The 20784-nt window shown below is 70.4% G+C and carries 24 protein-coding genes; 16 read left to right on the top strand and 8 right to left on the bottom strand.

What is annotated here, in order from left to right; translation table 11 throughout:
• Both AMYBE_RS0110710 and AMYBE_RS0110705 read left to right on the top strand, forming a co-directional pair.
• The gene (locus AMYBE_RS0110710; RefSeq protein WP_020659371.1) at positions 1-318 is read left to right on the top strand and encodes a bifunctional 3-phenylpropionate/cinnamic acid dioxygenase ferredoxin subunit; all 318 of its coding nucleotides are present in this window, start codon (positions 1-3) and stop codon (positions 316-318) included.
• The gene (locus tag AMYBE_RS0110705) at positions 315-1472 is read left to right on the top strand and encodes an NAD(P)/FAD-dependent oxidoreductase (RefSeq protein WP_020659370.1); all 1158 of its coding nucleotides are present in this window, start codon (positions 315-317) and stop codon (positions 1470-1472) included. Before AMYBE_RS0110710 ends, AMYBE_RS0110705 begins: the two co-directional genes overlap by 4 nt.
• A 133-nt stretch (positions 1473-1605) precedes the next feature.
• On the opposite strand, the gene AMYBE_RS0110700 is transcribed toward AMYBE_RS0110705, so the two are convergent.
• Both AMYBE_RS0110700 and AMYBE_RS0110695 read right to left on the bottom strand, forming a co-directional pair.
• Positions 1606-2040: a L,D-transpeptidase gene (locus AMYBE_RS0110700; protein ID WP_020659369.1), complete on the bottom strand. Its 435-nt coding sequence runs from the start codon at positions 2038-2040 to the stop codon at positions 1606-1608.
• An 84-nt stretch (positions 2041-2124) separates the two neighbouring features.
• Positions 2125-2673: an HD domain-containing protein gene (locus AMYBE_RS0110695; protein WP_020659368.1), complete on the bottom strand. Its 549-nt coding sequence runs from the start codon at positions 2671-2673 to the stop codon at positions 2125-2127.
• A 23-nt stretch (positions 2674-2696) separates the two neighbouring features.
• On the opposite strand from AMYBE_RS0110695, the gene AMYBE_RS0110690 reads away from it, so the two are divergent.
• Both AMYBE_RS0110690 and lepB read left to right on the top strand, forming a co-directional pair.
• Positions 2697-3461, top strand: a complete 765-nt coding sequence (locus AMYBE_RS0110690; RefSeq protein WP_020659367.1) for a crotonase/enoyl-CoA hydratase family protein — start codon at positions 2697-2699, stop codon at positions 3459-3461.
• A 213-nt stretch (positions 3462-3674) separates the two neighbouring features.
• Positions 3675-4565, top strand: a complete 891-nt coding sequence (gene lepB, locus AMYBE_RS0110685; RefSeq protein ID WP_020659366.1) for a signal peptidase I — start codon at positions 3675-3677, stop codon at positions 4563-4565.
• A 107-nt stretch (positions 4566-4672) separates the two neighbouring features.
• Here lepB and AMYBE_RS41450 read toward each other — a convergent pair whose 3' ends face one another.
• Positions 4673-5146, bottom strand: a complete 474-nt coding sequence (locus AMYBE_RS41450) for a nuclear transport factor 2 family protein (RefSeq protein WP_084469946.1) — start codon at positions 5144-5146, stop codon at positions 4673-4675.
• A gap of 139 nt (positions 5147-5285) precedes the next feature.
• On the opposite strand from AMYBE_RS41450, the gene AMYBE_RS41445 reads away from it, so the two are divergent.
• Both AMYBE_RS41445 and AMYBE_RS0110670 read left to right on the top strand, forming a co-directional pair.
• Positions 5286-6101 (top strand): polysaccharide lyase, encoded by an 816-nt coding sequence (locus AMYBE_RS41445; protein WP_020659364.1) that lies wholly within the window; start codon positions 5286-5288, stop codon positions 6099-6101.
• 128 nt (positions 6102-6229) lie between these two features.
• Positions 6230-6724: a hypothetical protein gene (locus AMYBE_RS0110670; protein WP_027927557.1), complete on the top strand. Its 495-nt coding sequence runs from the start codon at positions 6230-6232 to the stop codon at positions 6722-6724.
• A 138-nt stretch (positions 6725-6862) separates the two neighbouring features.
• On the opposite strand, the gene AMYBE_RS41440 is transcribed toward AMYBE_RS0110670, so the two are convergent.
• A complete protein-coding gene (locus tag AMYBE_RS41440; protein ID WP_020659362.1) occupies positions 6863-7486 on the bottom strand; it encodes a DsbA family oxidoreductase in 624 nt (207 codons plus the stop codon).
• Between the two features lie 95 nt (positions 7487-7581).
• Here AMYBE_RS41440 and AMYBE_RS0110660 point away from each other — a divergent pair, with 95 nt between their 5' ends.
• Both AMYBE_RS0110660 and AMYBE_RS0110655 read left to right on the top strand, forming a co-directional pair.
• Positions 7582-8079 (top strand): hypothetical protein, encoded by a 498-nt coding sequence (locus tag AMYBE_RS0110660; RefSeq protein WP_020659361.1) that lies wholly within the window; start codon positions 7582-7584, stop codon positions 8077-8079.
• Entirely contained in the window at positions 8076-8399 is a 324-nt protein-coding gene (locus AMYBE_RS0110655) for a winged helix-turn-helix domain-containing protein (protein ID WP_020659360.1), read from the top strand. Before AMYBE_RS0110660 ends, AMYBE_RS0110655 begins: the two co-directional genes overlap by 4 nt.
• Before the next feature lie 386 nt (positions 8400-8785).
• On the opposite strand, the gene AMYBE_RS0110650 is transcribed toward AMYBE_RS0110655, so the two are convergent.
• A complete protein-coding gene (locus AMYBE_RS0110650) occupies positions 8786-9655 on the bottom strand; it encodes an EamA family transporter (protein ID WP_245573180.1) in 870 nt (289 codons plus the stop codon).
• A gap of 78 nt (positions 9656-9733) precedes the next feature.
• On the opposite strand from AMYBE_RS0110650, the gene AMYBE_RS0110645 reads away from it, so the two are divergent.
• Positions 9734-10624 (top strand): LysR family transcriptional regulator, encoded by an 891-nt coding sequence (locus tag AMYBE_RS0110645; RefSeq protein ID WP_020659358.1) that lies wholly within the window; start codon positions 9734-9736, stop codon positions 10622-10624.
• A gap of 37 nt (positions 10625-10661) precedes the next feature.
• Positions 10662-11165 carry a peptide-methionine (S)-S-oxide reductase MsrA gene (gene msrA, locus AMYBE_RS0110640; RefSeq protein ID WP_020659357.1) on the top strand — a complete coding sequence of 168 codons (504 nt, stop codon included), beginning with the start codon at positions 10662-10664 and terminating at the stop codon, positions 11163-11165.
• Positions 11166-11240: 75 nt separating this feature from the next.
• Here the strand turns inward: msrA and AMYBE_RS0110635 are convergent, their stop codons facing one another.
• Positions 11241-12464: an MFS transporter gene (locus AMYBE_RS0110635; protein WP_020659356.1), complete on the bottom strand. Its 1224-nt coding sequence runs from the start codon at positions 12462-12464 to the stop codon at positions 11241-11243.
• A 127-nt stretch (positions 12465-12591) separates the two neighbouring features.
• Between AMYBE_RS0110635 and AMYBE_RS43945 the strand changes: the two genes are divergently transcribed.
• A complete protein-coding gene (locus AMYBE_RS43945) occupies positions 12592-12861 on the top strand; it encodes a hypothetical protein (RefSeq protein ID WP_084469942.1) in 270 nt (89 codons plus the stop codon).
• A 2-nt stretch (positions 12862-12863) separates the two neighbouring features.
• Here the strand turns inward: AMYBE_RS43945 and AMYBE_RS0110630 are convergent, their stop codons facing one another.
• Entirely contained in the window at positions 12864-13835 is a 972-nt protein-coding gene (locus AMYBE_RS0110630) for a quinone oxidoreductase family protein (RefSeq protein WP_020659355.1), read from the bottom strand.
• 98 nt (positions 13836-13933) lie between these two features.
• Here AMYBE_RS0110630 and AMYBE_RS0110625 point away from each other — a divergent pair, with 98 nt between their 5' ends.
• From AMYBE_RS0110625 to AMYBE_RS0110605, 4 genes are all read left to right on the top strand, one after another.
• Positions 13934-14956 (top strand): LLM class flavin-dependent oxidoreductase, encoded by a 1023-nt coding sequence (locus tag AMYBE_RS0110625; RefSeq protein ID WP_020659354.1) that lies wholly within the window; start codon positions 13934-13936, stop codon positions 14954-14956.
• A 189-nt stretch (positions 14957-15145) separates the two neighbouring features.
• Positions 15146-15943, top strand: coding sequence for a nitroreductase/quinone reductase family protein (locus AMYBE_RS43940; RefSeq protein ID WP_084469940.1), 798 nt, complete (start codon positions 15146-15148; stop codon positions 15941-15943).
• A 423-nt stretch (positions 15944-16366) separates the two neighbouring features.
• Entirely contained in the window at positions 16367-17470 is a 1104-nt protein-coding gene (locus tag AMYBE_RS0110610) for an LLM class flavin-dependent oxidoreductase (RefSeq protein WP_020659351.1), read from the top strand.
• 16 nt (positions 17471-17486) lie between these two features.
• A complete protein-coding gene (locus AMYBE_RS0110605) occupies positions 17487-18812 on the top strand; it encodes an NtaA/DmoA family FMN-dependent monooxygenase (protein WP_020659350.1) in 1326 nt (441 codons plus the stop codon).
• 106 nt (positions 18813-18918) lie between these two features.
• Here the strand turns inward: AMYBE_RS0110605 and AMYBE_RS0110600 are convergent, their stop codons facing one another.
• Entirely contained in the window at positions 18919-20118 is a 1200-nt protein-coding gene (locus tag AMYBE_RS0110600; protein WP_020659349.1) for an FAD-dependent monooxygenase, read from the bottom strand.
• Between the two features lie 76 nt (positions 20119-20194).
• On the opposite strand from AMYBE_RS0110600, the gene AMYBE_RS0110595 reads away from it, so the two are divergent.
• Positions 20195-20758 (top strand): TetR/AcrR family transcriptional regulator, encoded by a 564-nt coding sequence (locus tag AMYBE_RS0110595; protein ID WP_020659348.1) that lies wholly within the window; start codon positions 20195-20197, stop codon positions 20756-20758.
• Positions 20759-20784: the final 26 nt, after the last annotated feature.

The following is a 20784-nucleotide window of genomic DNA, read 5'->3' as shown; positions in this document are numbered from 1 at the left end:
ATGCTGCGCGCGTGCACCGTGGACGAGCTTCCCCCGGGCGAGTCCATCCGGATCGCCGGACCGGAACCGATCGCCGTCTTCAACGCCGACGGCGAGCTCTACGCGATCGGCGACACCTGCACCCACCAAGACGCGTCGCTGGCCGATGGGTGGCTCGAAGGCTGCTTCGTAGAGTGCCCGCTGCACGCTGCGTTGTTCGATCTGCGCACCGGCGTGCCGACATGCTTGCCCGCGAAGCAGCCCGTACGGACCTACGAAGTGCGGGTCGAGGACGGCGTCATCTACGTGCTCGCAGGTGCCGCCGAGGACGCTGCGTGAAAACAGTCGCGATCGTCGGCGCATCGCTCGCCGGTGCTCGGGCCGCGCAGGAGCTGCGGACGCAAGGCTTCGACGGCCGGGTGGTGCTCATCGGCGAGGAGCCCCATCTCCCCTACGATCGGCCGCCGCTGTCGAAAGCCTTCCTCGCCGGCCGCGCGACGCGGGAATCGCTGGATCTGCTGGACGCGGACGAACTCGAATCGGTGGAGCTTCGGCTCGGCACCCGCGCGGAACGCCTCGACGCTTCGACCGGATCGGTGCTCCTGTCCGACGGCCCGCTCGCCGCCGACGCGGTCGTCCTCGCCACCGGCGGCCGGGCGCGGACCCTGCCGGGAACGGACTCCGTGGCCGGAGTTCATGTTCTGCGCACCGTGGACGATGCGATCGCGCTTCGCGCCGAGCTGGTTCCGGGCGCACGGGTGGTGATTGCCGGAGGCGGCTTCATCGGGGCTGAGGTCGCGTCGACCTGCGCCGGGCTCGGGCTGGAGGTCACCGTCCTGGAGGCGTTGCCGACGCCGCTGACTCGGGTGCTGGGTCCGCAGCTCGGCTCGATCTGCGCTCGCCTGCATGAACGGCACGGGGTTTCGCTCCGGTGCGGGGCGTCGGTGGCCGCGCTGGCCACTACCGCCGGACGCGTCACCGGAGTGACGCTTGCCGACGGCGAGCATCTGCCCGCGGACCTGGTGGTCGCCGGAATCGGGACAGTTCCGGCGGTCGAATGGCTCGCCGGGTCCGGCCTGGAGGTCGCCAACGGGGTACGAACCTGCGCAGGGCTGGTGACCTCGCGGCCGAACATCGTGGCAGTCGGCGACGTCGCCTCCTTCGGTCCGGCGGGGACGCGCCACGAGCACTGGACCAACGCCAGCGAGCAGGCTCCGGTGGCGGTCGCGAATCTCCTGGCCGGCCGGGTGGTCCGGGAGTACGAGGCGAGCGGCTACGTCTGGTCGGACCAGTACTCCGGCACGTTGCAGCTGGCCGGGCACCCGCGCGCCGACGACGAGCTGACTTTCGAGGAAGGCGGCCCGGACGACGAGTCGTTCGTCGCCGCTTACCGCCGCGCGGGCCGGATCGTGGCGGTGTTCGGGTTCAACCATCCGCGGGGTTTCGGCCGGCTCCGCCGCCAAGCGTTGCGCCGGGCGGTTCCGGTCGGCTGACCGGGCGCCTGGAACAGGGGCGAGACGCGGGAAGGCGGCGGAGACCAGCACTGGCCGATCAGCCCGGGGGCGACGAAACCGTCCAGGCGGACGACCGGCCCGCCGCCGCCCCGTGGAGCGGACGTCCGGACGGTCAGCGCACGACCTGCACCACGTCGCCCGGCTGCAGCGTGTTGAAGAACGCCACCGCGTCGGCGTGCGAGAGATGCACGCACCCGTGCGACTGCACCTTCAGGCTGCCTTGATGGAACGCGACGCCGGTGTTGGTGAAGAACACCGAGTACGGCATCGGCCCGTGGAACTGCTTGCTGTAGTGGTGCAGGTCCTTGTACTGGACGCGGAAGGTGCCCTGCGGAGTGGGAAACGCCTTTTTGCCCACCGTGATGGGCACCCCTCCGCGCACGACCCGGCCGTTGTCCATCAGCCACGCCGTGTTGGCGGACAGCTTCACGCATGCCTTGGCTTGCTGGCCGCACGGCGGTCCCGCTGCTTCCGCGGTGGCCGCGAAGCCGACCGTCGCCGCCATCGCCGCGATACTGGCGAGCACTCCCGTGATTTTCCGGTTCATCTTGTGCCTCCCCGACATCGTGGTCCTCTGACCATTCCCGCAGAAGACGGCTCTCAACCATCATTCCGCCCATGTGGGTGACAACTAACGAGCGCGCCAGGCGAGCGGTTCGGTCGCCAGCGCCGCCTCGGCGAGCCGCCGCGCGGTGCCGGTGTAGAGCCCGGCCTGCGCAGACGCGATCCATTCGTCCACTGTGGACACGCCGTTCGCGCGGTATTCCAGTGCCTGCAACAGCATCTCGAGCTTGTCCGCATCCTTGGCGCAGCGCGCTTCCGGCGACTCGCGGGTCTCGTACTCGTCGACCGCTGTTCGCACCGTTTCCGCTGACGCCGCCGGCAGCCCGGCGGTCTGCTCAGCGGTGATCGCTCGCGGCTCCGGCTTCGTCAGGTAGGGCGCGGCGGTGTGCGGCAGGTCGCCGGTTCGGGTCTCCTGGGTGTCATGCCACAGCGCGAGAAACGCGGCGCGCTCCGGCGAAGCCCCTTCCTCGGCGGCCAGCAGCGCGGCCAGCTGCGCCGCCCGCAGGCTGTGCTCGGCAACCGATTCCGGGTCGCGGACACCGGCCTGCCACCACCCCGCGCGGCGGACCCGCTTGAGCACCCCGAGCTCATAACCGAACGCTGCCAAGCTTTCCATGCCGTGGACCTTATGCTGCTGCGATGAGCACCGTGCTGGTGGACCGCGACGGACCGGTCGTCACGATCGGCATCAACCGCCCAGAGCGCCGCAACGCCGTCGACCGACCGACCGCCGACGCGCTCACCGCCGCCTTCCGCGAATTCGACGACTCGGACGCGGCGGTGGCGGTGCTGTACGGCGCCGGCGGCACGTTCTGCGCCGGCGCCGATTTGAAGGCGGTCAGCGAAGGCAACGGCAATCGCACCGAACCCGACGGCGACGGTCCGATGGGCCCGACCCGGCTGCGCCTGCGGAAACCGGTGATCGCCGCGGTGTCCGGGCACGCCGTCGCGGGTGGGCTGGAGCTGGCCGCTTGGGCCGATCTGCGGGTCGCCGACGAGACGGCGGTGTTCGGCGTGTTCTGCCGGCGGTGGGGAGTCCCGCTCATCGACGGCGGAACGGTGCGGCTGCCGCGGCTGATCGGCCGGAGCCATGCGATGGACCTGGTGCTGACCGGGCGGCCGGTCGACGCCGCCGAGGCGCTCCGGATCGGTCTCGCCAACCGGGTGGTGCCCGCCGGCGAGGCGGTCGCGGCAGCTGTCGCGCTCGGGCGGGAGCTGGCCGCGTTTCCGCAGACGTGCCTGCGGGAGGACCGGGCGGCACTGCTCGAGGGAGAAGGGCTCGCGGAAGAGGCGGCGCTGGCGAACGAGTTCCGGCACGGACTGCGGTCGCTGGCGTCGGACACGCTCGCCGGGGCCAAACGGTTCGCCGACGGCGCGGGCCGGCACGGCTCGTTCGAGCGGTAACCCGGCGGCCGCGTCCTTGAAACCCCAATGTGGCATTGGGTGCATCAGATGCACCGAATGCCACATTGGGTGCGCGAGATGCACCCAATGCCACATTGGGGACACGGACGCGAGCAGGGGGTGGTTGTCGCGGTCCCGCCCACCGGCACGACTCCCCGATCGTGGCCCTCGCCGCTCCGCCGCCGCGGACGCGGTTCTCGGTAGCCTGGCGCGGTGGCCGACCCCATCCCCCAGACCTCCGTTCCCGGCGAGCCCGAACCGGAGCGTCCCGAACCGGACGATTCCGCCAAGCGGCAGAAGCGGAAACGCCCGCTGTGGCAGGAACTGCCCATCCTGATCGGGATCGCGCTAGTGCTGACCATCCTGATCCAGCAGTTCGTCGCGAAGGTGTTCCTGATCCCGTCGCAGTCGATGGAGAGCACCCTGCACGGGTGCCCCGGCTGTTTCGGCGACCGGGTCGTAGTCGACCGCGTCACCTACGATTTCACCGACCCGTCGCCGGGCGACGTGATCGTCTTCCGCGGGCCGAAGACGTGGAACACGGCCGAGATCGCGCCGCAGGAGCCGAGCGACATTTTCTCGAAGGCGCTGCGCGGGCTCGGATCGCTCGTCGGCTTCGCGGCCGCGGACGAACACGACTTCGTCAAACGCGTGATCGCCGTCGGCGGGCAGACCGTGCAGTGCTGCGATCCGCAGGGCCGCGTACTGGTCGACGGGAAGCCCCTGAACGAGACGTACCTGCACTGGATGGACCCGAACGACCCGGTGCAGCGGCCGTTCCCGCCGTTCACCGTGCCGGCCGGCGGCCTGTGGGTGATGGGCGACAACCGCAACGACTCGTGCGATTCGCGCTGCCAGGGCGGCGGCGGAGCGAACGGCGTCGTGCCGGTCGACGATGTCATCGGCAAAGCCCGGCTGATCGTCCTGCCGCCGAGCCGCTTCGGCGGCGTCACCGACCACAACCCGCAGTCCACGCCCGCCGCGGCACTGGGAGCGCCCGCGTGGCAGCAAGGAATTCCGCTCGGCGCCGGGGCGCTGCTGGCGTTCCCGACGCTGGCGGCGAGCCGTGCCGTGAAGCGGCGGGTCACCGGCAAGCGGGACTGATTTTCTTCGGACGCGGCACCGTGGGGCTGACTGGCCGCGCGGTGCCGCGCCAGCGTTTCCGGCTGGATCGTGGCCGGACCAATGCTCCGCAAACCGGATATACAGGTCTAAACCTCTGCGGCGCGTTCGCCTGCCGTCCGGAGTCCGTCCGCCCGGCAGGTGCTAGGACCAACCCCGATCAGCTGCACGACCGGCGTCCGCTCCGCGAACCGCCATTCGCCTTCCCGCACGACGAACCGGTTGTCGTAGTGCCCGGCCGCGATCGGCTGCAGCCGAAGGCTTTCCGTCGCCTGGGAAACCGTGAAGCAGCTGTGCGCCGAGACGCTCTGCCCGTCGACAGCCACCCGGACGTTCGTCGTCACGCGCCTGGTTCGCGGAGTCCCCTCGGCGTGCAGGACACGGATCGCGCGGCACCACTCGGCCACCGCGCGATCCGTGTCCTGCCCGGTCCGTCCGCCGCCGCTGTGCAATGCACCTTCGCGGAACAACTCGCCCGCACCGGCGAAATCGCCCGCGTCGACCGCGGAGGTCCTGGATCGCCCATCGCGCCGATTCCCGCCGCATTCGCCCACGGTAAACATCCACTGTGGACAAACGACGGCCGGACAGCGGCTTGAAAGGACCGGCGCGCTACCCGTACGGTGTCGATCACGCCGCCGCGAAAGCGGCCCGCCCCCATCCGGGGTGCCCGGGCCTTCCGTTCACCGGGAAGGGACACCAATGCGTTCACTCCGCTGGGGCTTCGTCGCGCTCGCCGCCGCCGCTGCCGTGACAGCCGGATGTTGGGCCACTCCGGCCAAAGCCAGCACCAACCCGGCCCAGGCAGGCGGCTGGGCCGGAACGTTCGACGGGTTCCCGTCGAACTCGTGGCGCGGCGCCTGGGGCATCGACGGATCCGGCGAATTCGGGTTCGGCAGCACGCTGTCCGCCTCCGGCGGCGTGCTGGACGTCAAGTACGGGAAGGGTTCGTCGGCCCAGTCCTGCACCGACTGCCCCACCAAGGGCGGCGGCCAGTTCTACCAGGACCTGGCCAAGGCGAATCACTCCGAACTGCGCGACGCGACCACCCTCTACCTGCGCTACGACCTGAAGTTCCCGGCCGGCTTCGACTTCGGCAAGGGCGGCAAACTGCCCGGCCTGTACGGCGGCAACCCGGGCGAGGAAAGCGGCGGCAACCACGGCAAGGGCTGGTCCACCCGGTTCATGTTCCGCGGCGGGACGAAGGGCGAGGTCTACGTGTACACGCCGTCCGGCGACGGATACGGCAAGGACGTCGGCCTCGGCTCGTGGAACTTCACCCCGGACGGCAAGACGCACACCATCGAACAGTCGGTCAACCGGAGCACCGGCCAGATCACCGTCTGGTACGACGGGAAGCAGGTGCTGTCGAGCAGGTCCGCACCAGGCATTTCGGGCATCCCGTTCAAGGGCGTGTTCTTCTCGACGTTCTTCGGCGGGCACGAGACCAGCTGGGGCCCCGGCCACGACGAACACGCGTACTTCTCGAATTTCGCGGTGTCCACGGCCAAGCTCTGACCATCGGCCGCCGACCAGCGGTTTTTCTCAAGATCGACCACCCGGCGCAACCTGATCGGGGGACGGTGGCATGATGCCCGCACGGTCCCGCCCCCGATCGGGCCGCCAGCCCCAGAGGAAGGTGACGCTTGAGCACGCGCACAACCCAGGTGGACGACCTCCGGCTGGTGGCGCAGCCGAGCGCGATTTCGTGCACAGAGCTGTTCGTCCGCCTGATCCTGAGCGACTGGTCCTTGCTGCCGATGCTGGACCAGGCCACGAACGCCGCGGTGCGGCTGGTGGGCGACGTGGTCGACCAGAGCAGCCCGGCCGCCCCGTCGTTCGTCACCGTCCGGCTGCAACTGCGCGGCGACCACCTGGTCGTCGAGGTGGAGGACGATCTCCCCGCCCCGGTCCCCCCGCGCGACGACCGCATCGGCGTCCGCCCCGGCCCGGCAGGAGGCCGGGTCACCTGGTGCGAGCTTCCGCTGCCCGGCGGCATTTCCGCCGGTCAGGTCCGGCTCCCCCGCCGAGGCGACCGCCGCACGCTGGTGGACGAACCGGTGTCCGGCGGCCCGGTGGGCGCGGACCCCGAGGTGCTGGAACGGCTCCTGAACCGCCTCAGCTCCTGGTCCGACGGCTGACGCGAAGAACGCAGACAACGAAGGCCCGTTGAAGGAACCGCTCCTTCAACGGGCCTTCTTCGCACCGCCGCCGTTCCATCGGACCAGGCACGACGCCCTCGAACCGTCGACACCTCCGGCGTCGCAGCACCCGGGCACTCAGGCGGACGCCTCCCAAGCCCTCTCCAAGGCCTTCTCGAACACCTCCACCGACTGCCCGCCGGAAACCCCGAACCGCCGGCCCAGCACGAAAAACGGCACGCCGCCGGCCCCCAGTTCGACCGCTTCCCGCTCCTCGGCCCGAACCGCCTCCGCGTACCGCTCCGGATCCCCGAGCACCGCCTCCGCGCTCTCCTGCGAAAGTCCGGCCTCCACCGCCACCTCGACCAGCACCCCGGCGTCGAACACCGCCCTGGCCTCCGCGAAGTTCGCCCGGAACAACGCCGACACCATCTCCCCCTCGAGCCCCTTCTCCCGCGCCAGATGCAGCAACCGGTGCGCGTCGAAGGTGTTGCCGATCTCCCGGTCGGTCCGGTAGCCGAGTCCTTCCTCAGCGGCCAGCCCGGCCACGCGCTGCTCCATCTCGGCCGCCTGCGGGCCATACTTCGCGGTGAGCATGTCCAGCAGGGGCTCAGTCCTGACCTTGCCGGGATCCAGCTCGAAAGACCGGTAGACGACCGTCACCTCGTCCCGGTGCGCGAATCCCGCCAGCGCCTTCTCGAACCGCGCTTTCCCGAGGTAGCACCACGGGCACACCACATCGCTCCAGATCTCCACCTGCATGATCCCCAGCCTAGAACGGACCGTCCCCCGGACTACTTGCCGCACCGGAAAGAAGTCGCTACATTCCAATGAGGCAAGTAGTCGAGGAGGGACTTGTGAACCAAGAACAGCAGCGGGCCGAGGAAGCACTCGCCGCCGTCCGAACCCACCAGGACCAGGCGCGACGCGCCGCACGACTGCCGTGGTGGACCTACGCGCTCATGTTCGTGCTCACCGCCGGTTTCACCGCGGCCAACGACTTCGTCACGTTCACTGGCAGCAAGTTCCTTGCCGTCGTGATCCTCGTGCTGCTCGTCGTCGTGTTCGCCGTCGGCGTGCGCACCCGGTCGGCGCCGCTGAGCCGGCTGCGCGGCGTCCAGCCCACGCAGGGCTTCGTGCCGTGGGTCTTCGGGGTGATCGCCCTGATCGGCGGTGTCGGCGGATGGCTGATCTCCCGCTATGGCACCGGTTTCGCCGCAACCCTCGCCGACGGACTGGGTCTGCGCGAATACCCGTGCACGGTCGCCGGGGTGCTCTTCGGGCTCGCGTTCACCGCGCTGTTCGCGCTCTCTCAGGCACTGCTGGCGGTGGCCCGGCGCCGAGGGGACCAATGACTGCCGCAGTACCACCGCCCGGTCTCGACCGGCTGCTGTCCGACCCGACCCGGCTGGCGATCATGTCCATGCTGTCCGCAGTGGACTGGTGCGATTTCGCTTTCCTTCGCGACGCCGTGGCGCTCTCCGATTCGGCGCTGTCCAAACAGCTCAGCACTCTCCGGTCGGACGGCCAGATCGAGCAGCAGCGGAAGTACCTCGGCCGGGTCCCGAAGACGTCGATCCGCGCCACCGAGGACGGCCGCCGAAGATTTCTCGGACACGTGAAGGCGTTGCAGCACATAGTGGAACGCACTCCGCGACCGGCCGACGAGCACTAGCCGGCCGGTCGGGTGCCCGAAAGTGTCGGTGGTGCCTGCGATGCTCTCTTCAAGCCGGAAGGCCGAGGGAGGGAGCCCGCATGTTCATCCGGACCGCCACTGCACGAAAGCTTTTTCACGGAATGCGGAGTTGGCGCGCCGCACTGGAACTGTTCCGTCGGCGAAGATCGCTGCCGAGGAACCGGGATCCGTTGCCGGACAAGGCAGTGAACCGCGAACACACGGCGCGTCACTCTCGCGCGCTCCTGACCCGCCGCATCCACGGTCGCGAACACCCGACGCCGGTAGTGCGCGCCGACCTCGTATCCGGCGACGATCGAGGCGTACTGCCCGCGATAGGCACTGGACGGCAGCGTCGCTCACCGCTCAGGCCGGAAAGCACCGCTCTAGACGGCGGCCGCCTCGTTCTCCGGCTCGCGCGCGCCGGTCCGTTCCGCTCCGATGCCGGCGGCGACCACGAATCCGATCCCGGCCACCGCAGCCAGGTTCGGCACCTGATGCAGCACGAGCAGTCCGATCAGCAGCGCCAGCGCCGGTTCCAGGCTCGCGAGAGTCCCGAACGCGGACGTGGTCAACCGGCGCAGGGCCAGCATTTCCATGCTGAACGGGACCACCGGCACGAGCACCGCCAGTCCGAGCCCGGCGAGGACGAGCGGCCAGGTCAGGTGCCCGGCGAGCGCTGGGCCGTGCACGACAGTCGCGACCAGGCCGGCGACCGGCATCGACAGCGCCAGTCCGCGCAGGCCGGAAACCTGGTCGCCGACCCGTTGAGTCAGGAGGATGTAGGAGCCCCAGCACACCGCCGACGCCAGCGCGCAGGCGATGCCAGCCAGGTCGGCGCCGCCCTGCCACGGCTGAGTCAGCAACAGCACCCCGGCGGCCGCCAGCACCGGCCACAGCCGGGTTCCGCTGCGGCCGCGGACGATCGCGACGGTCAGCGGACCCAGGAATTCCAGCGCGCTCGCGGTGCCCAGCGGCAGTCGCGTCGCGGCGACCATGAACAAGATCGTCATCCCGGCGGTGACCACGCCCAGACCGAGCCCGGCCAGCAGCGCCGGGCGGCCGAAGTCGGCCGGGCGCGGCCGGACGAACACGAGCAGCAGCACGCCCGCCCAGGCCAGCCGGAGCCAGGCCACCCCAGCCGGGCCGATCTCGTGCGCGAGGCCGACCGAGACCGCCAGGCCGAGCTGGACGGACAGCATGGCCCCGATGGCCAGCGCAACACCGGCGCGAGGAGAGGAGGGAAGCACGTCCACCAGGAAAACGGATTTGGACCGTTCGTGTCCACGTGCTGATCCTGGACGTACCGTCCAGGAATCCTGAACAATCGACGAATGGAGACCCGCAGGCTGCAGTTCCTTCTCGAGTTGTCGCGACTCGGCTCGATGCGCGCGGTCGCGGACGTGCTGGAAACCACAACGTCCACGGTGTCGCAGCAGATCTCGGCGCTGGCCAAGGAAACCGGCGTCACGTTGCTCGAACCGGACGGCCGCCGGGTGCGGCTTACCCCGGCCGGGCGGCGGCTCGCCGACCACGCAGCCACGATCCTCGCCGCGGTCGAGGCGGCGCGGGTCGACCTGGACCCGCACTCCGAGCCGGCCGGGACGGTGCGCATCGCGGGCTTCGCGAGCGCGGTCCGGCAGTCGCTGCTGCCGGTGGCCGAACGGCTCGCGCAGCGTCACCCGCGGGTCCGGGTGGTGATCAGCGAGGCCGAACCCGCCGAAGCGGTCGCGCTGCTGATGGCCGACGAAGCCGACCTCGCCCTCACCTACGACTACGACCTCGCTCCGGCGACCGCGGACCCGGCCCTGCAGGTGACGCCGCTGTGGAGCCTGCCGTGGGGCCTCGCCGTGCCGCGCGCCGCGGCCGGGCGGGTTCGCGGGGAAGGCACGCTGGCGGTGTTCGACGCGTTCCGAGACGATGAGTGGATCGGCAATTCCCGCAACAGTTCCGACGAGGAAGCAGTGCGGACGCTCGCGTCCATGGCCGGGTTCGCGCCGCGGTTCACCCATCACGCGGACAGTCTCGAACTGGTCGAGGAACTCATCGCCGCCTTCGGCGGGGTGGGGCTGCTGCCGGCCGGGCGCGTCACCCGCCCGGAGGTGACCGTGCTGCCGCTCACCGGGCCGGACGTCCGGCAGCGGTCGTACACCTGCACGCGGCGGGGACGGGAAGCATGGCCGCCGCTCGCCCTCGTCCTCGGGCTGCTGCGCGGCGACGACTAGCATGGGAGCTCGGCGGTACGGGCACGAAGGAGGCGGCATGGCAGCGGAAAAGGCGATTCTGGCCGGCGGGTGTTTCTGGGGCATGGAGGAGCTGTTCCGCCACCAGCCCGGCGTCACCGCCACCCGCGTCGGCTACAGCGGCGGCGACGTCCCCCACGCCACCTACCGCGACCACGGCACCCACGCCGAAACCATCGAAGTCACCTACGACCCGCAGCAGACCGACTTCCGCGCCCTGCTCGAATTCTTCTTCCAGGTCCACGACCCCAGCACCGCGAACCGGCAAGGCAACGACATCGGCACCAGCTACCGCTCCGCCATCTTCTACACCACCGACGAGCAGAAACGCATCGCCGAAGACACCATCGCCGACGTCGACGCCTCCGGCCTCTGGCCCGGCAAAGTCGTCACCGAAGTCACCCCGGCCGGCGACTTCTGGGAAGCCGAACCCGAACACCAGGACTACCTCCAGCGCTACCCCAACGGCTACACCTGCCACTTCCCCCGCCCCGGCTGGAAACTCCCCCGCCGAACCGCATGACCGGCTATCCGGCGGGCTGCCGGACGTGACCGGCCAGCGCGAGGCGTCCGCCGAAGCCTCCCTGTCCCGGACTGGCTAGCGGGCCGCCGCGGCTTCCTCTTCCGCCGCGCGGAACGCCGTGGGCGACAACTGCCGCCACACCACTGCCGTCCCGACGAACTGCACCGCGGCCGCCATCACCCATACGCCGCGCAAGCCCCAGTGCACGGCCACGAAACCGCCCGCCAGCGCACCCAACGGCGTCAGGCCCCAGGCCAGCGCCCGATGGCTGGTGAGGACCCGGCCGAGCAGTTCCGGCGGGGTGAACAACTGGCGGCTGGACTGCGAGCAGACGTTCCAGATCAGCGTCGTCGCGGTGATGAACATCAGCACCACTCCGACCAGCGCCGGCCACGGAGGCACCACCGCGATCAGCAGCTGACCCGCCACCGCGCACACCTGAGCGATCCGCATCGCTGTCGAGTAGCCGAACCGCCGGACGAAGCCGGCCACGAAGAACGACGAAACCACCCAGCCGACAGCCAGGCAAGCGAGCAGCGCACCATAGCCGAACGGGCCCAGACGGAGTTCCTTCGTGGCGAACAGGACGATCATCGAGTTCCCGGCGGCCGCGGCGAACGAGCCCATCGCGACGGTGAACGTGATGGACCGCAGCAGCGGGGTGCGGACCAGGTAGCGCAGGCCGGCGGTCAAGTCCTTCAGCGGGTGCACCGGGGCACGCGGAACCGGCGCGGCGGCCGGGATGCCGCGCGCCACCAGCAGTGCCGCGACAGCGGCTAATACCGCCAGCCAGGCCGGCCAGCCCGCGCCGATGCCGATCAGCAAGCCGGTCAGCGGCGGGACCACGAACTGGACCATCCCGCGATCGATCACTTGCAGCCGCGAGTTCGCCGCGTTCAACTGGCCGGCGGCGACGATCTCGGGCACCAGCGAACCGGTCGCGCCGTCGCCGAACACCTGCGTCGTGGTGAGCACGAACGCGACGACCAGCAGCACCGGCAGGCTCAGCGCACCGGTCGAACCCACTATCGCCAGCAGCAGCGCCGCGGCGACTTGGACAGCGTATGCCCAGGCCAGCACGACCGTCCGGCGCACCCGGTCGATGATCACCCCGGCGAACAGGGACAGCAGCAGCCACGGGGCTTGGCCGGCGACGTTGATCAGCGAGATCTGCCGCGGGTCCGTGGTGATCGAGACCGCCAGCAGCGGGAGGGCCGCCAGCAGAAGCCCTTCGCAGGTCGAGCCGGAGACCGCCACCGCCTGCAACCGGAGCCAGGCCGATCCGCTCCCGCCGGGCACGGCCGTGCCCAGTGCCGCCCCACCGCCGTCCTGTCCGGAGACCTCTTCCGCCGACCCGCTCCCCCGCCCAACCATGCCCTCCAGTGTCCGCGCGCCCGCAACCGGTTTTCCCGCTGCGCAGCGGCGCGTGCACCCGCCCTCCGGACAGCCTCGCCGAACAACCCGCCGTCCGGTTACCGCGCGGGCCACGCATTCCGTTGCGCGCCAACCGGAAGCCGACTCTCGCACCGGCCCGTGCCCGGACCTGTCTCGAGTTCGCGCTGCCGTTCCGCTGTCGCTCGCCGCCTGCGCGCTGTTCGAACTAGGCCCGGCCGACGAGGTCCTCCGCCGCCCGCGCGAGAACTACACGCGCGACCTGCTCGCCGCGAACCCCGGCGGCGAACGAGTGGAGGCGTGACTTCAGTTCGCGAGCACCAGCCGGCCGACCGCCTCGCCCGCGTCCATCCGGCGATGCGCCTCGCGGGCTTCGGCCATCGGCAGCACGGTGACCGGCAGCCGGATCTTGCCTTCCGCGTAGAGCGGCAGCACCGCGCGGGCGGCGGCGACCGCAGGACGCGTGTCCGCGGCGAGGAAACCGCCGACGTTGAAGCCGACCACGCCGATGTTCGCGCCCCAGACCGCGTTCGAGTCCACCATTACCGCGGTTTCGCTGCCCGCGCTGCCGACCACGAGCATCCGGCCCATCGGCGTGAGCAGGCCGAGCGACTCGGTGCGCACGTCGCCGCCGACCGGGTCGACGATGATCTCGAACCGCTCGTCGGCCAGTTCGGCGAGGTCGCCGGACAGCACGACGCGGTCGAAACCGAGCGTCCGGGCCGCCTCGATCTGGTCGGGACGGCGGACCGTGCCGACCACCTCACGGGCGCCGAGCAGCCGCGCGACCGCCGGGTAGACCGAGGCCAAGCCGCCGAGCGCACCGTGCACCAGCACCCGGGCGTCCTCGCGCAGCTGCACGGCTTCGGTCAGCGAAAGATAGGCCGTCACGGTGTTCGCCAGACCGGCGACGGCTTGCACCCGGTCCACGCCGGTGCCGGCGAGTGGCACTACGAGGTCAGCGGGTGCGGCTTTCGCGTCGGCGTATCCGCCCATCCCAGGCAGGGTCAGCGTGACGACCTCGTCTCCGACGGCGAACCCGGTCTCCTGCCCGGCGGCGCGGACCGTGCCCGCCACTTCCAGCCCCGGGACGAGCGGCGGTTTCGGCGCATAGTCGTACTCCGCGAGCGTGCCGCGCCGGATCAGCGCGTCGATCAGTCCGACCGAAGCGTGCGAAACGGTGATGGCCACTTCACCCGGGCCGGGAACCGGTTCGGGCGCGTCGATCGGTTCGAGGACTTCCGGACCGCCGTAACGGGTAATGGACAAAGCGCGCAAAGCGAGTTCCCCTCAGTGTCAAGCCGGATCTTCGAGCCGGAACAACTCGACCTTGAGGGCGGTTATTCCGCCGTACCGCTGACCGGAGAGGATCCGTCGTGCCGCTCGAAACGCAGCCGCTGCGCAAACTGGGTTTCCTGACCATCGGCCTGTTCGACCCGGACGACCCGCGGCCCGGCCACGAGTCCACCCTTCAGGTGCTCGAACTCGGCGAGCAGCTCGGCTTCGACAGCGCGTGGGTGCGACATCGGCACTTGCAGCACGGCATTTCGTCGCCGGTCGCAGTGCTGGCCGCGGCTACCCAGCGCACCAGCCGGATCGAACTGGGCACCGCGGTGATCCCGCTGGGCTGGGAAAATCCGCTGCGGCTCGCCGAAGACCTCGCGACCGTCGACGTCCTCTCCGGCGGACGGCTCAACCCGGGCGTCAGCGTCAGCCCGCCGATGCACTACGAAGCGGTGCAGCCCGCGCTGTACCCGGACACCGGCGACCTGGAGAACTTCGGCTATGACCGCGTGACCCGGCTGTTGTCGCTGATCCGGGGCGAGCAAGCGTCGACGTTCAGCGGGGTCGAAGGCATCGAGACGTTCTCGTCGCGCGTGCAGCCGCATTCGCCCGGGCTGGCGCAGCGCATGTGGTACGGCGGGGCAAGCACGAAGTCGGCCGCCTGGGCCGGGCAGGCCGGGATGAACTACCTGACGAGCAGTGTCGTGCGGGCCGAAGGCGGGTCGACCGATTTCGAACGGATCCAGCTGGCGCAGGTGCGGACGTTCCGGGAGGAGCATCCGGACGGGGAGCGGGCACGAGTTTCGCAGGGGCTGGTCGTGATTCCGACCGACAGCGCGAGCACCGAACAACGGGCCAAGTACGCGGACTATGCGGCGAAACGGCTAGAGCGGACGAAGACGCCGCAGGGACCGGGCGGTCTGCTGTTCTCACCGGACTACGTCGGGACGGCGGCGGAACTCGCGGAGCGGCTTTACCGGCACGCGGCGTTCAGGGAGGTCGACGAGGTGGCATTCGCGTTGCCGTTCACCTTCGAGCCTGACGACTACGTGCAGATCCTGACGGATCTCGCGACCCGGCTGGGACCGGAGCTGGGCTGGAAGCCGACGTTCTGAGGCGCGGCTCGTGCGGGCGGCCGGACGAGCGCTGGCCTTGCGGAACCGCGGCGCGCTCCGTCCGTCAGGGGCCCACTCAGGGAATCTAAGTCCGGGAAGGGGCCCTTCACGGAAAGGCACCGTGACGTGCGGCCAAGAGGTGCTGACTGACCACCGGCAACCTGGTCCACTCGGTGCTAGCCTGGTCCGGTGCCGGATTTCACGTCCACTGTGGACATCGAACGCCCGGACCAAGACGTCCGCACCGCGTTGGCCTGGGCCAGAGCGGTATGGGAAGACGCGCCGCGGCCAGTACGGACATTTCTGCGCGTCGGCTGGCGGTGTCTCGGGTTGCGCACTCTCCTCGCACCGGAGCGGGTGCTCGGCTGGTCGGTCGCTTCGGTCGAGCCGGACCGCGTGGTCCTCGAAACTCCGTCGCCGTTGCTGACCGCCCGCAACATCGTGCGGCTCGACGAACGCCGGGTGCACTGGACCACGGAGGTCAGCTACGACCGGTTCCTCGGCCGAGTGTTGTGGACGCTCGCGGTCCCGTGTCACCAGCTGATCATTCCGGCGCGGCTGCGGCAGGCCGCCGCGCCGGGCCGGCCGGGTGATCGGCAGCATCGGATCGTCACGGCGTTCCAGCGGCGGGTCGGCAACCCGGTCCTCTCCCGGCTGCCGACGCAAACGCTGCTCGAAACGACCGGTCGCAGCTCCGGCCTGGCCCGGCAGACGCCGATCGGCGGGCGGCGCACCGGGCGGCAGTTCTGGCTGGTCTCCGAGTTCGGCGAGCGCTCGCACTACGTGCGCAACATCCAGGCCGACCCGCGCGTCCGGCTGCGGCTGCACGGTCGCTGGTTCGCCGGTGTCGCCCACCTGCTGCCCGACGACGACGCGCGCGCTCGGCTGAAATCGTTGCCGCGCATGAACAGCACGGCGGTGCGGGCGGTCGGGACGGATCTGCTGACGGTCCGGATCGACCTCGAGGAGCACCCTCGTTCGAACTGAACCTCGCTCCCGGTCGTCCGGGAAACCGGCCTGACGGTCCCTTGCGTACCCGGGGTCGTCCGTCCGCCAGCACGGCTGCGATCGTCGGCCGCAGCCGCCGCTGCTAGAACCAGACCTCCAGCCGTGCCACCAGGTCCGAGCCGAGCCAGAACATCGCGTCCGCGGTCCCTGCCAGCCCCAGCCCCGATGCCGGCCGCCCGGCCACTGCCGGAGCTGGGCTGAGACAAGGCGTCGGACCAGTTCGGAGGCGATCTCCGCTCCGTCCGTGTGCATCCGGATCAACGAAACCGAGCCAACCTTGTCCGTGCTCCGGCAGCCAACCGGTTTATTCCCGCGCCCGCCAGCTGTCCCAGACGCTGGGTGCGGCTGCCGCCGTGCCGCCGCACGAGCCACACTGCGCACATCCCCGGGAAAGGACGCAGCATGACTGGGCTCACCGGACCACGGCTCGCCGTCGCGCTGGAAGGCGCCGGCTGGCATCCCGCGGCGTGGCGCGAACCGGACGCGCGCCCGGCGGACCTGCTCACCGCCGAGTACTGGACCGGGCTCGTCCGGCAGGCCGAAGCCGCGCACCTGGATTTCGTCACCTTCGAAGATTTCCTGTCCCTGCGCGACCCCGGCACGCCCGAGCCGAGCGACCGCCGTGCGCAGACGCGGCTCGACGCTGTGCTGCTCGCCTCCCGCGTCGCGCCGTTGACCTCGCACATCGGCCTGATCCCGACCGCGGTCGTCACCCACACCGAGCCGTTTCATGTGTCGAAGGCGATCGCGACGCTCGACTACGTCAGCACCGGCCGCGCCGGCGTCCGCGTGCAGGTGTCCGACAGCCCGGCCGAATTCCGGCAGTTCGGCCGCCGCACGCCGCCCGCCGTGGCCGAACTGTTCGACGAGGCCGCCGACTACGTCGAGGTGCTGCGCCGGCTGTGGGACAGCTGGGAGGACGACGCGGAGATCCGCGACGTCGCGACCGGCCGGTTCGTGGACCGGGACAAGCTGCACTACATCGATTTCGAGGGCCGCTGGTTCTCCGTCAAGGGTCCGTCCATCACGCCGCGCCCGCCGCAAGGGCAGCCGATCGTCGCCGCGCTCGCGGACAGCCCCGCCGCCTATCGCCTCGGCGACCTGCTGTTCGTGACGCCGACCGACCGCGCGCACGCCTTGGCCATCGTCGAAGAAATCGGTGCCCCGGCACAGGTCTTCGCCGATCTTGTGGTGTTCCTGGACGAAACCGCACAGGCCGCCGCAGACCGGAAAGCCCGCCTCGACGACCGCGCCGAGTTCACGTCCGACGCGCACGTCTTCACCGGCACTCCCGCCGAACTGGCCGATCTCCTGCTCGACTGGCACGCGGCCGGCCTGACCGGGTTCCGCCTGCGCCCCGGTGCGATACCGCACGACCTGACCGCGATCACGGACGGCCTCGTCCCCGAGCTTCGCGGCCGGGGCGCGTTCCGCACTGCGTACGAAGCCTCGACCCTGCGCGAGCTGCTCGGCCTCCCGCGCCCGGCCAACCGCTACGCCGCCTGACTCCCGGGAGACGATCATGACGCAGAAGCAGATCCACCTCGCCGCGCACTTCCCCGGGGTCAACAACACCACCGTGTGGAGCGATCCGGCAGCTGGCAGCCACATCGAGTTCAGCTCGTTCGTCAAGCTGGCGCAGACCGCCGAACGCGCGAAGTTCGACTTCTTCTTCCTCGCAGAGGGCTTGCGGCTGCGGGAACAGGGCGGCGAGATCTACGACCTGGACGTCGTCGGCCGACCGGACACCTTCACCGTGCTCTCCGCGCTGGCAGCGGTCACCGACCGGCTAGGGCTGGCGGGCACCATCAACTCGACGTTCAACGAACCGTTCGAGGTAGCACGGCAATTCGCTTCGCTCGACCACCTGTCCGCCGGCCGGGCCGCCTGGAACGTCGTGACGTCCTGGGACGCCTTCACCGGCGAGAACTTCCGCCGCGGCGGTTTCCTGCCGCAAGATCAGCGCTACTCGCGCGCCGAAACCTTCCTGCGCACCGCGTGGGAACTGTTCGATTCCTGGCACGACGAAGAAGTGCTGGCGGACAAGGAATCCGGCCGCTTCCTCACCGGCGTTGGCGGAGCTTTCTCGCACCAGGACGACCACTTCGCCATCTCCGGCCGTTTCCCGGTCCCGCGCAGCCCGCAAGGCCGCCCCGTCACCATCCAAGCCGGCGACTCCGAGGAGGGCCGCGAATTCGCCGCCGCGACCGCCGACGCCATCTTCACCCGCCACGGCACCCTCGAAGCCGGGCAAGCCTTCTACTCGGACGTCAAGGGCCGCCTCGCCAAGTACGGTCGCGCGGCACAGGACCTGGTCGTCCTCCCCGCCGCGACCTTCGTGCTGGGCGACACCGACGCCGAGGCGCACGAGATCGCGCACGAGGTCCGGTTGAAGCAGGTGAGCGAACAGACCGCGATCAAGGTCCTGGAGCAGCTCTGGAACACCGACCTGAGCGCTCACGACGCGAACGGTCCGCTCCCGCCCTTCGACCCGGTGGTCGGCGACCTGATCTCGAAGGGCCGGGCCAGCGTCCGGATGCACCGCGACCCGGTGGCGACCGCCAAGGAATGGCGCGAGCTCGCGGAAGCGAAGCATCTGACGACCAGGGAACTGATCATCGAGGTGACCGGCCGGCAGAACTTCATCGGCTCGCCGGAGACGGTCGCGTCGAGGATGAACGAACTCGTGCAGGCGGACGCTTCCGACGGGTTCGTCCTCGTCCCGCACGTGACGCCCGGCGGGCTGGACGAGTTCGCCGACCGGGTGGTGCCGTTGCTGCAGGAGCGCGGGGTGTTCCGGGAGGAGTACGAGGGCTCGACTCTGCGGCAGCACCTGGGACTTTCCTGACGCGGCGCGGGCTACCGACGGCCCGCGATCGACCCGAGTCGCGCCGCATTGGCCGTCATCGTCTTGCTGCACGACTTCCTCGCCCCGGCGTACTCAGCGGTCGATCTCACCTCGTGGCGGCACGCGGCGGCGACGCCGGAGCTGAAGACACCGCCAGCGCGTCGTGCGAGTGGATCCACTCCAGGGTCCCGCCGATCCGCTCCAGTGCCCGGTCCCGCGCCTCCGCGGCTGGTCCGTCCGGCAGATGCAGCAACCCCGACGCCACCCACGAACTCCGCTGCACCGCTCGAGTCCGTCCGCGCCGCAGCTTCTCGTAACGGTCCAACGCCGACAGGAGCGTTTGCCGCGCCAGGCATTCAGCGAGCGTCACGGCGTCCTCAATGGTCTGGTTCGCCCCCTGCCCGTGATGCGGCAACATCGCATGGGCCGCGTCGCCGAGCAGCACCACTCCACCCCGGTGCCACCGGTTGAGCGGCTGCGCCCCGAACAACGCCCACCGCTGGTGCAGAGTTGTCGCGGCGACCATCTCGCGCACCGCCGGATGCCAGCCGTCGAACGCCGCCTCGGCCTGGTGCGGGGTGATCTCCTCGGTCCAGGAGTCGCTTGCCCAGGCTGCCGGTTCGTCCAGCACCGCGAGAAAGTTCACCACCGAGCCGTCCCCGATCGGGTAGTGCAGCAAATGCCCGCCCGGCCCCATCCAGAACTGGATCGCGCCCGGATCGGGCAACGACGGCAACTGCTCGACCGGCACCAGCCCGCGAAAGCCGCTCGTGCCGGAGTAGCGCGCGGGCGGCACCTCGGCGACCCACCCTCGAACCGTCGAATGCACGCCGTCGGCACCCACCACCACATCGGCGGTTTCCGCACTGCCGTCGGCGAATTCGAGCCGATAGCCGCTTCCGGCCGATGCCAGCCCGGTCAGCTGCCGCCCGAGCTGCACATTCCCGCAAGCGCCGGCGAGAATCCGCTGCAGATCAGCGCGGTGGATGCCGTAGTACGGTCCGGCGAAGCGCTCCTCGTAGGCCGCCCCGATCGGATACGCGACCAACCGCCGACCGCCACGCCAATGCCGGTAGACCAGTTCGGTCGGCACTGCCGAACAAGCCGCCAGCTCAGCTCCCAATCCCAGCCTCTCCAGCACCCGGGACCCGTTGGCGGACAACGCCACCGCCGCGCCGATCTCGCGCAGTTCGCTCGACCGCTCGTAGACCCGCGCCTCGATCCCGCGCTCCCGCAACGCGAGCGCGAGCGTCAGCCCGCCGATCCCGCCGCCGACGATCGCCACCGAGAGTGCCTGCCCCGCCATCGGACCTCCTCGTCGCGCTTGTACCGATCGGTACGCGGAATGGACGGTACGGCGTACCGATCGGTACAGTCAAGGGGTGGACTCGGGTACCGGCCGTCGCGCCGAACTGTTGCGGCAAGTCGTCGACTACTGCGCGACGCACGGCATCGCCGACCTGTCGCTCGCGCCGATGGGCGAAGCGCTGGGAACCAGCAAACGGATGCTGCTGTACTACTTCGGCAGCCGCGACAACCTGATCGCCGAAGCGATCGCCGCCAGCCGCCCGGACGTCACGGAACTCTTCCGCGACGTCGAAGACGAGGCGACCCTCTCCGCCGCCGCACACCGCCTGTGGCGGGCAATCACCCGAGGCCGCCAGCAACGGCCGATCCGCATCCTGTTCCAGGTGCTGGCCCTCGCCCCGACCCAACCCGACCGCTACGCCGCGGTCGCCGGCGAAGCGATCTCCGCGATGATCGACCCGCTGGTCCCGGTCTACCGGAAGCTGGGCTATCCCGAAGCCGACGCGGCCGCCCGGGCCAGCCTGCTGATCTCCGGCCTCCGAGGACTCTGCCTGGACCGCATGGTGACCGGAGACGACGAACGTCTCGACACCGCCGCCGCGGCGTTGATCGCTGCGGCTGTCTCGCCTGCCGGATAGGCAACTTGCCTGTCGGCCGCCCGAGC

Source organism: Amycolatopsis benzoatilytica AK 16/65 (assembly GCF_000383915.1).
Classification (GTDB): Bacteria; Actinomycetota; Actinomycetes; order Mycobacteriales; family Pseudonocardiaceae; genus Amycolatopsis; species Amycolatopsis benzoatilytica.
The sequence above is the reverse complement of the archived record's forward strand: the minus strand, read 5'-3'. Positions and strand labels throughout refer to the sequence as shown.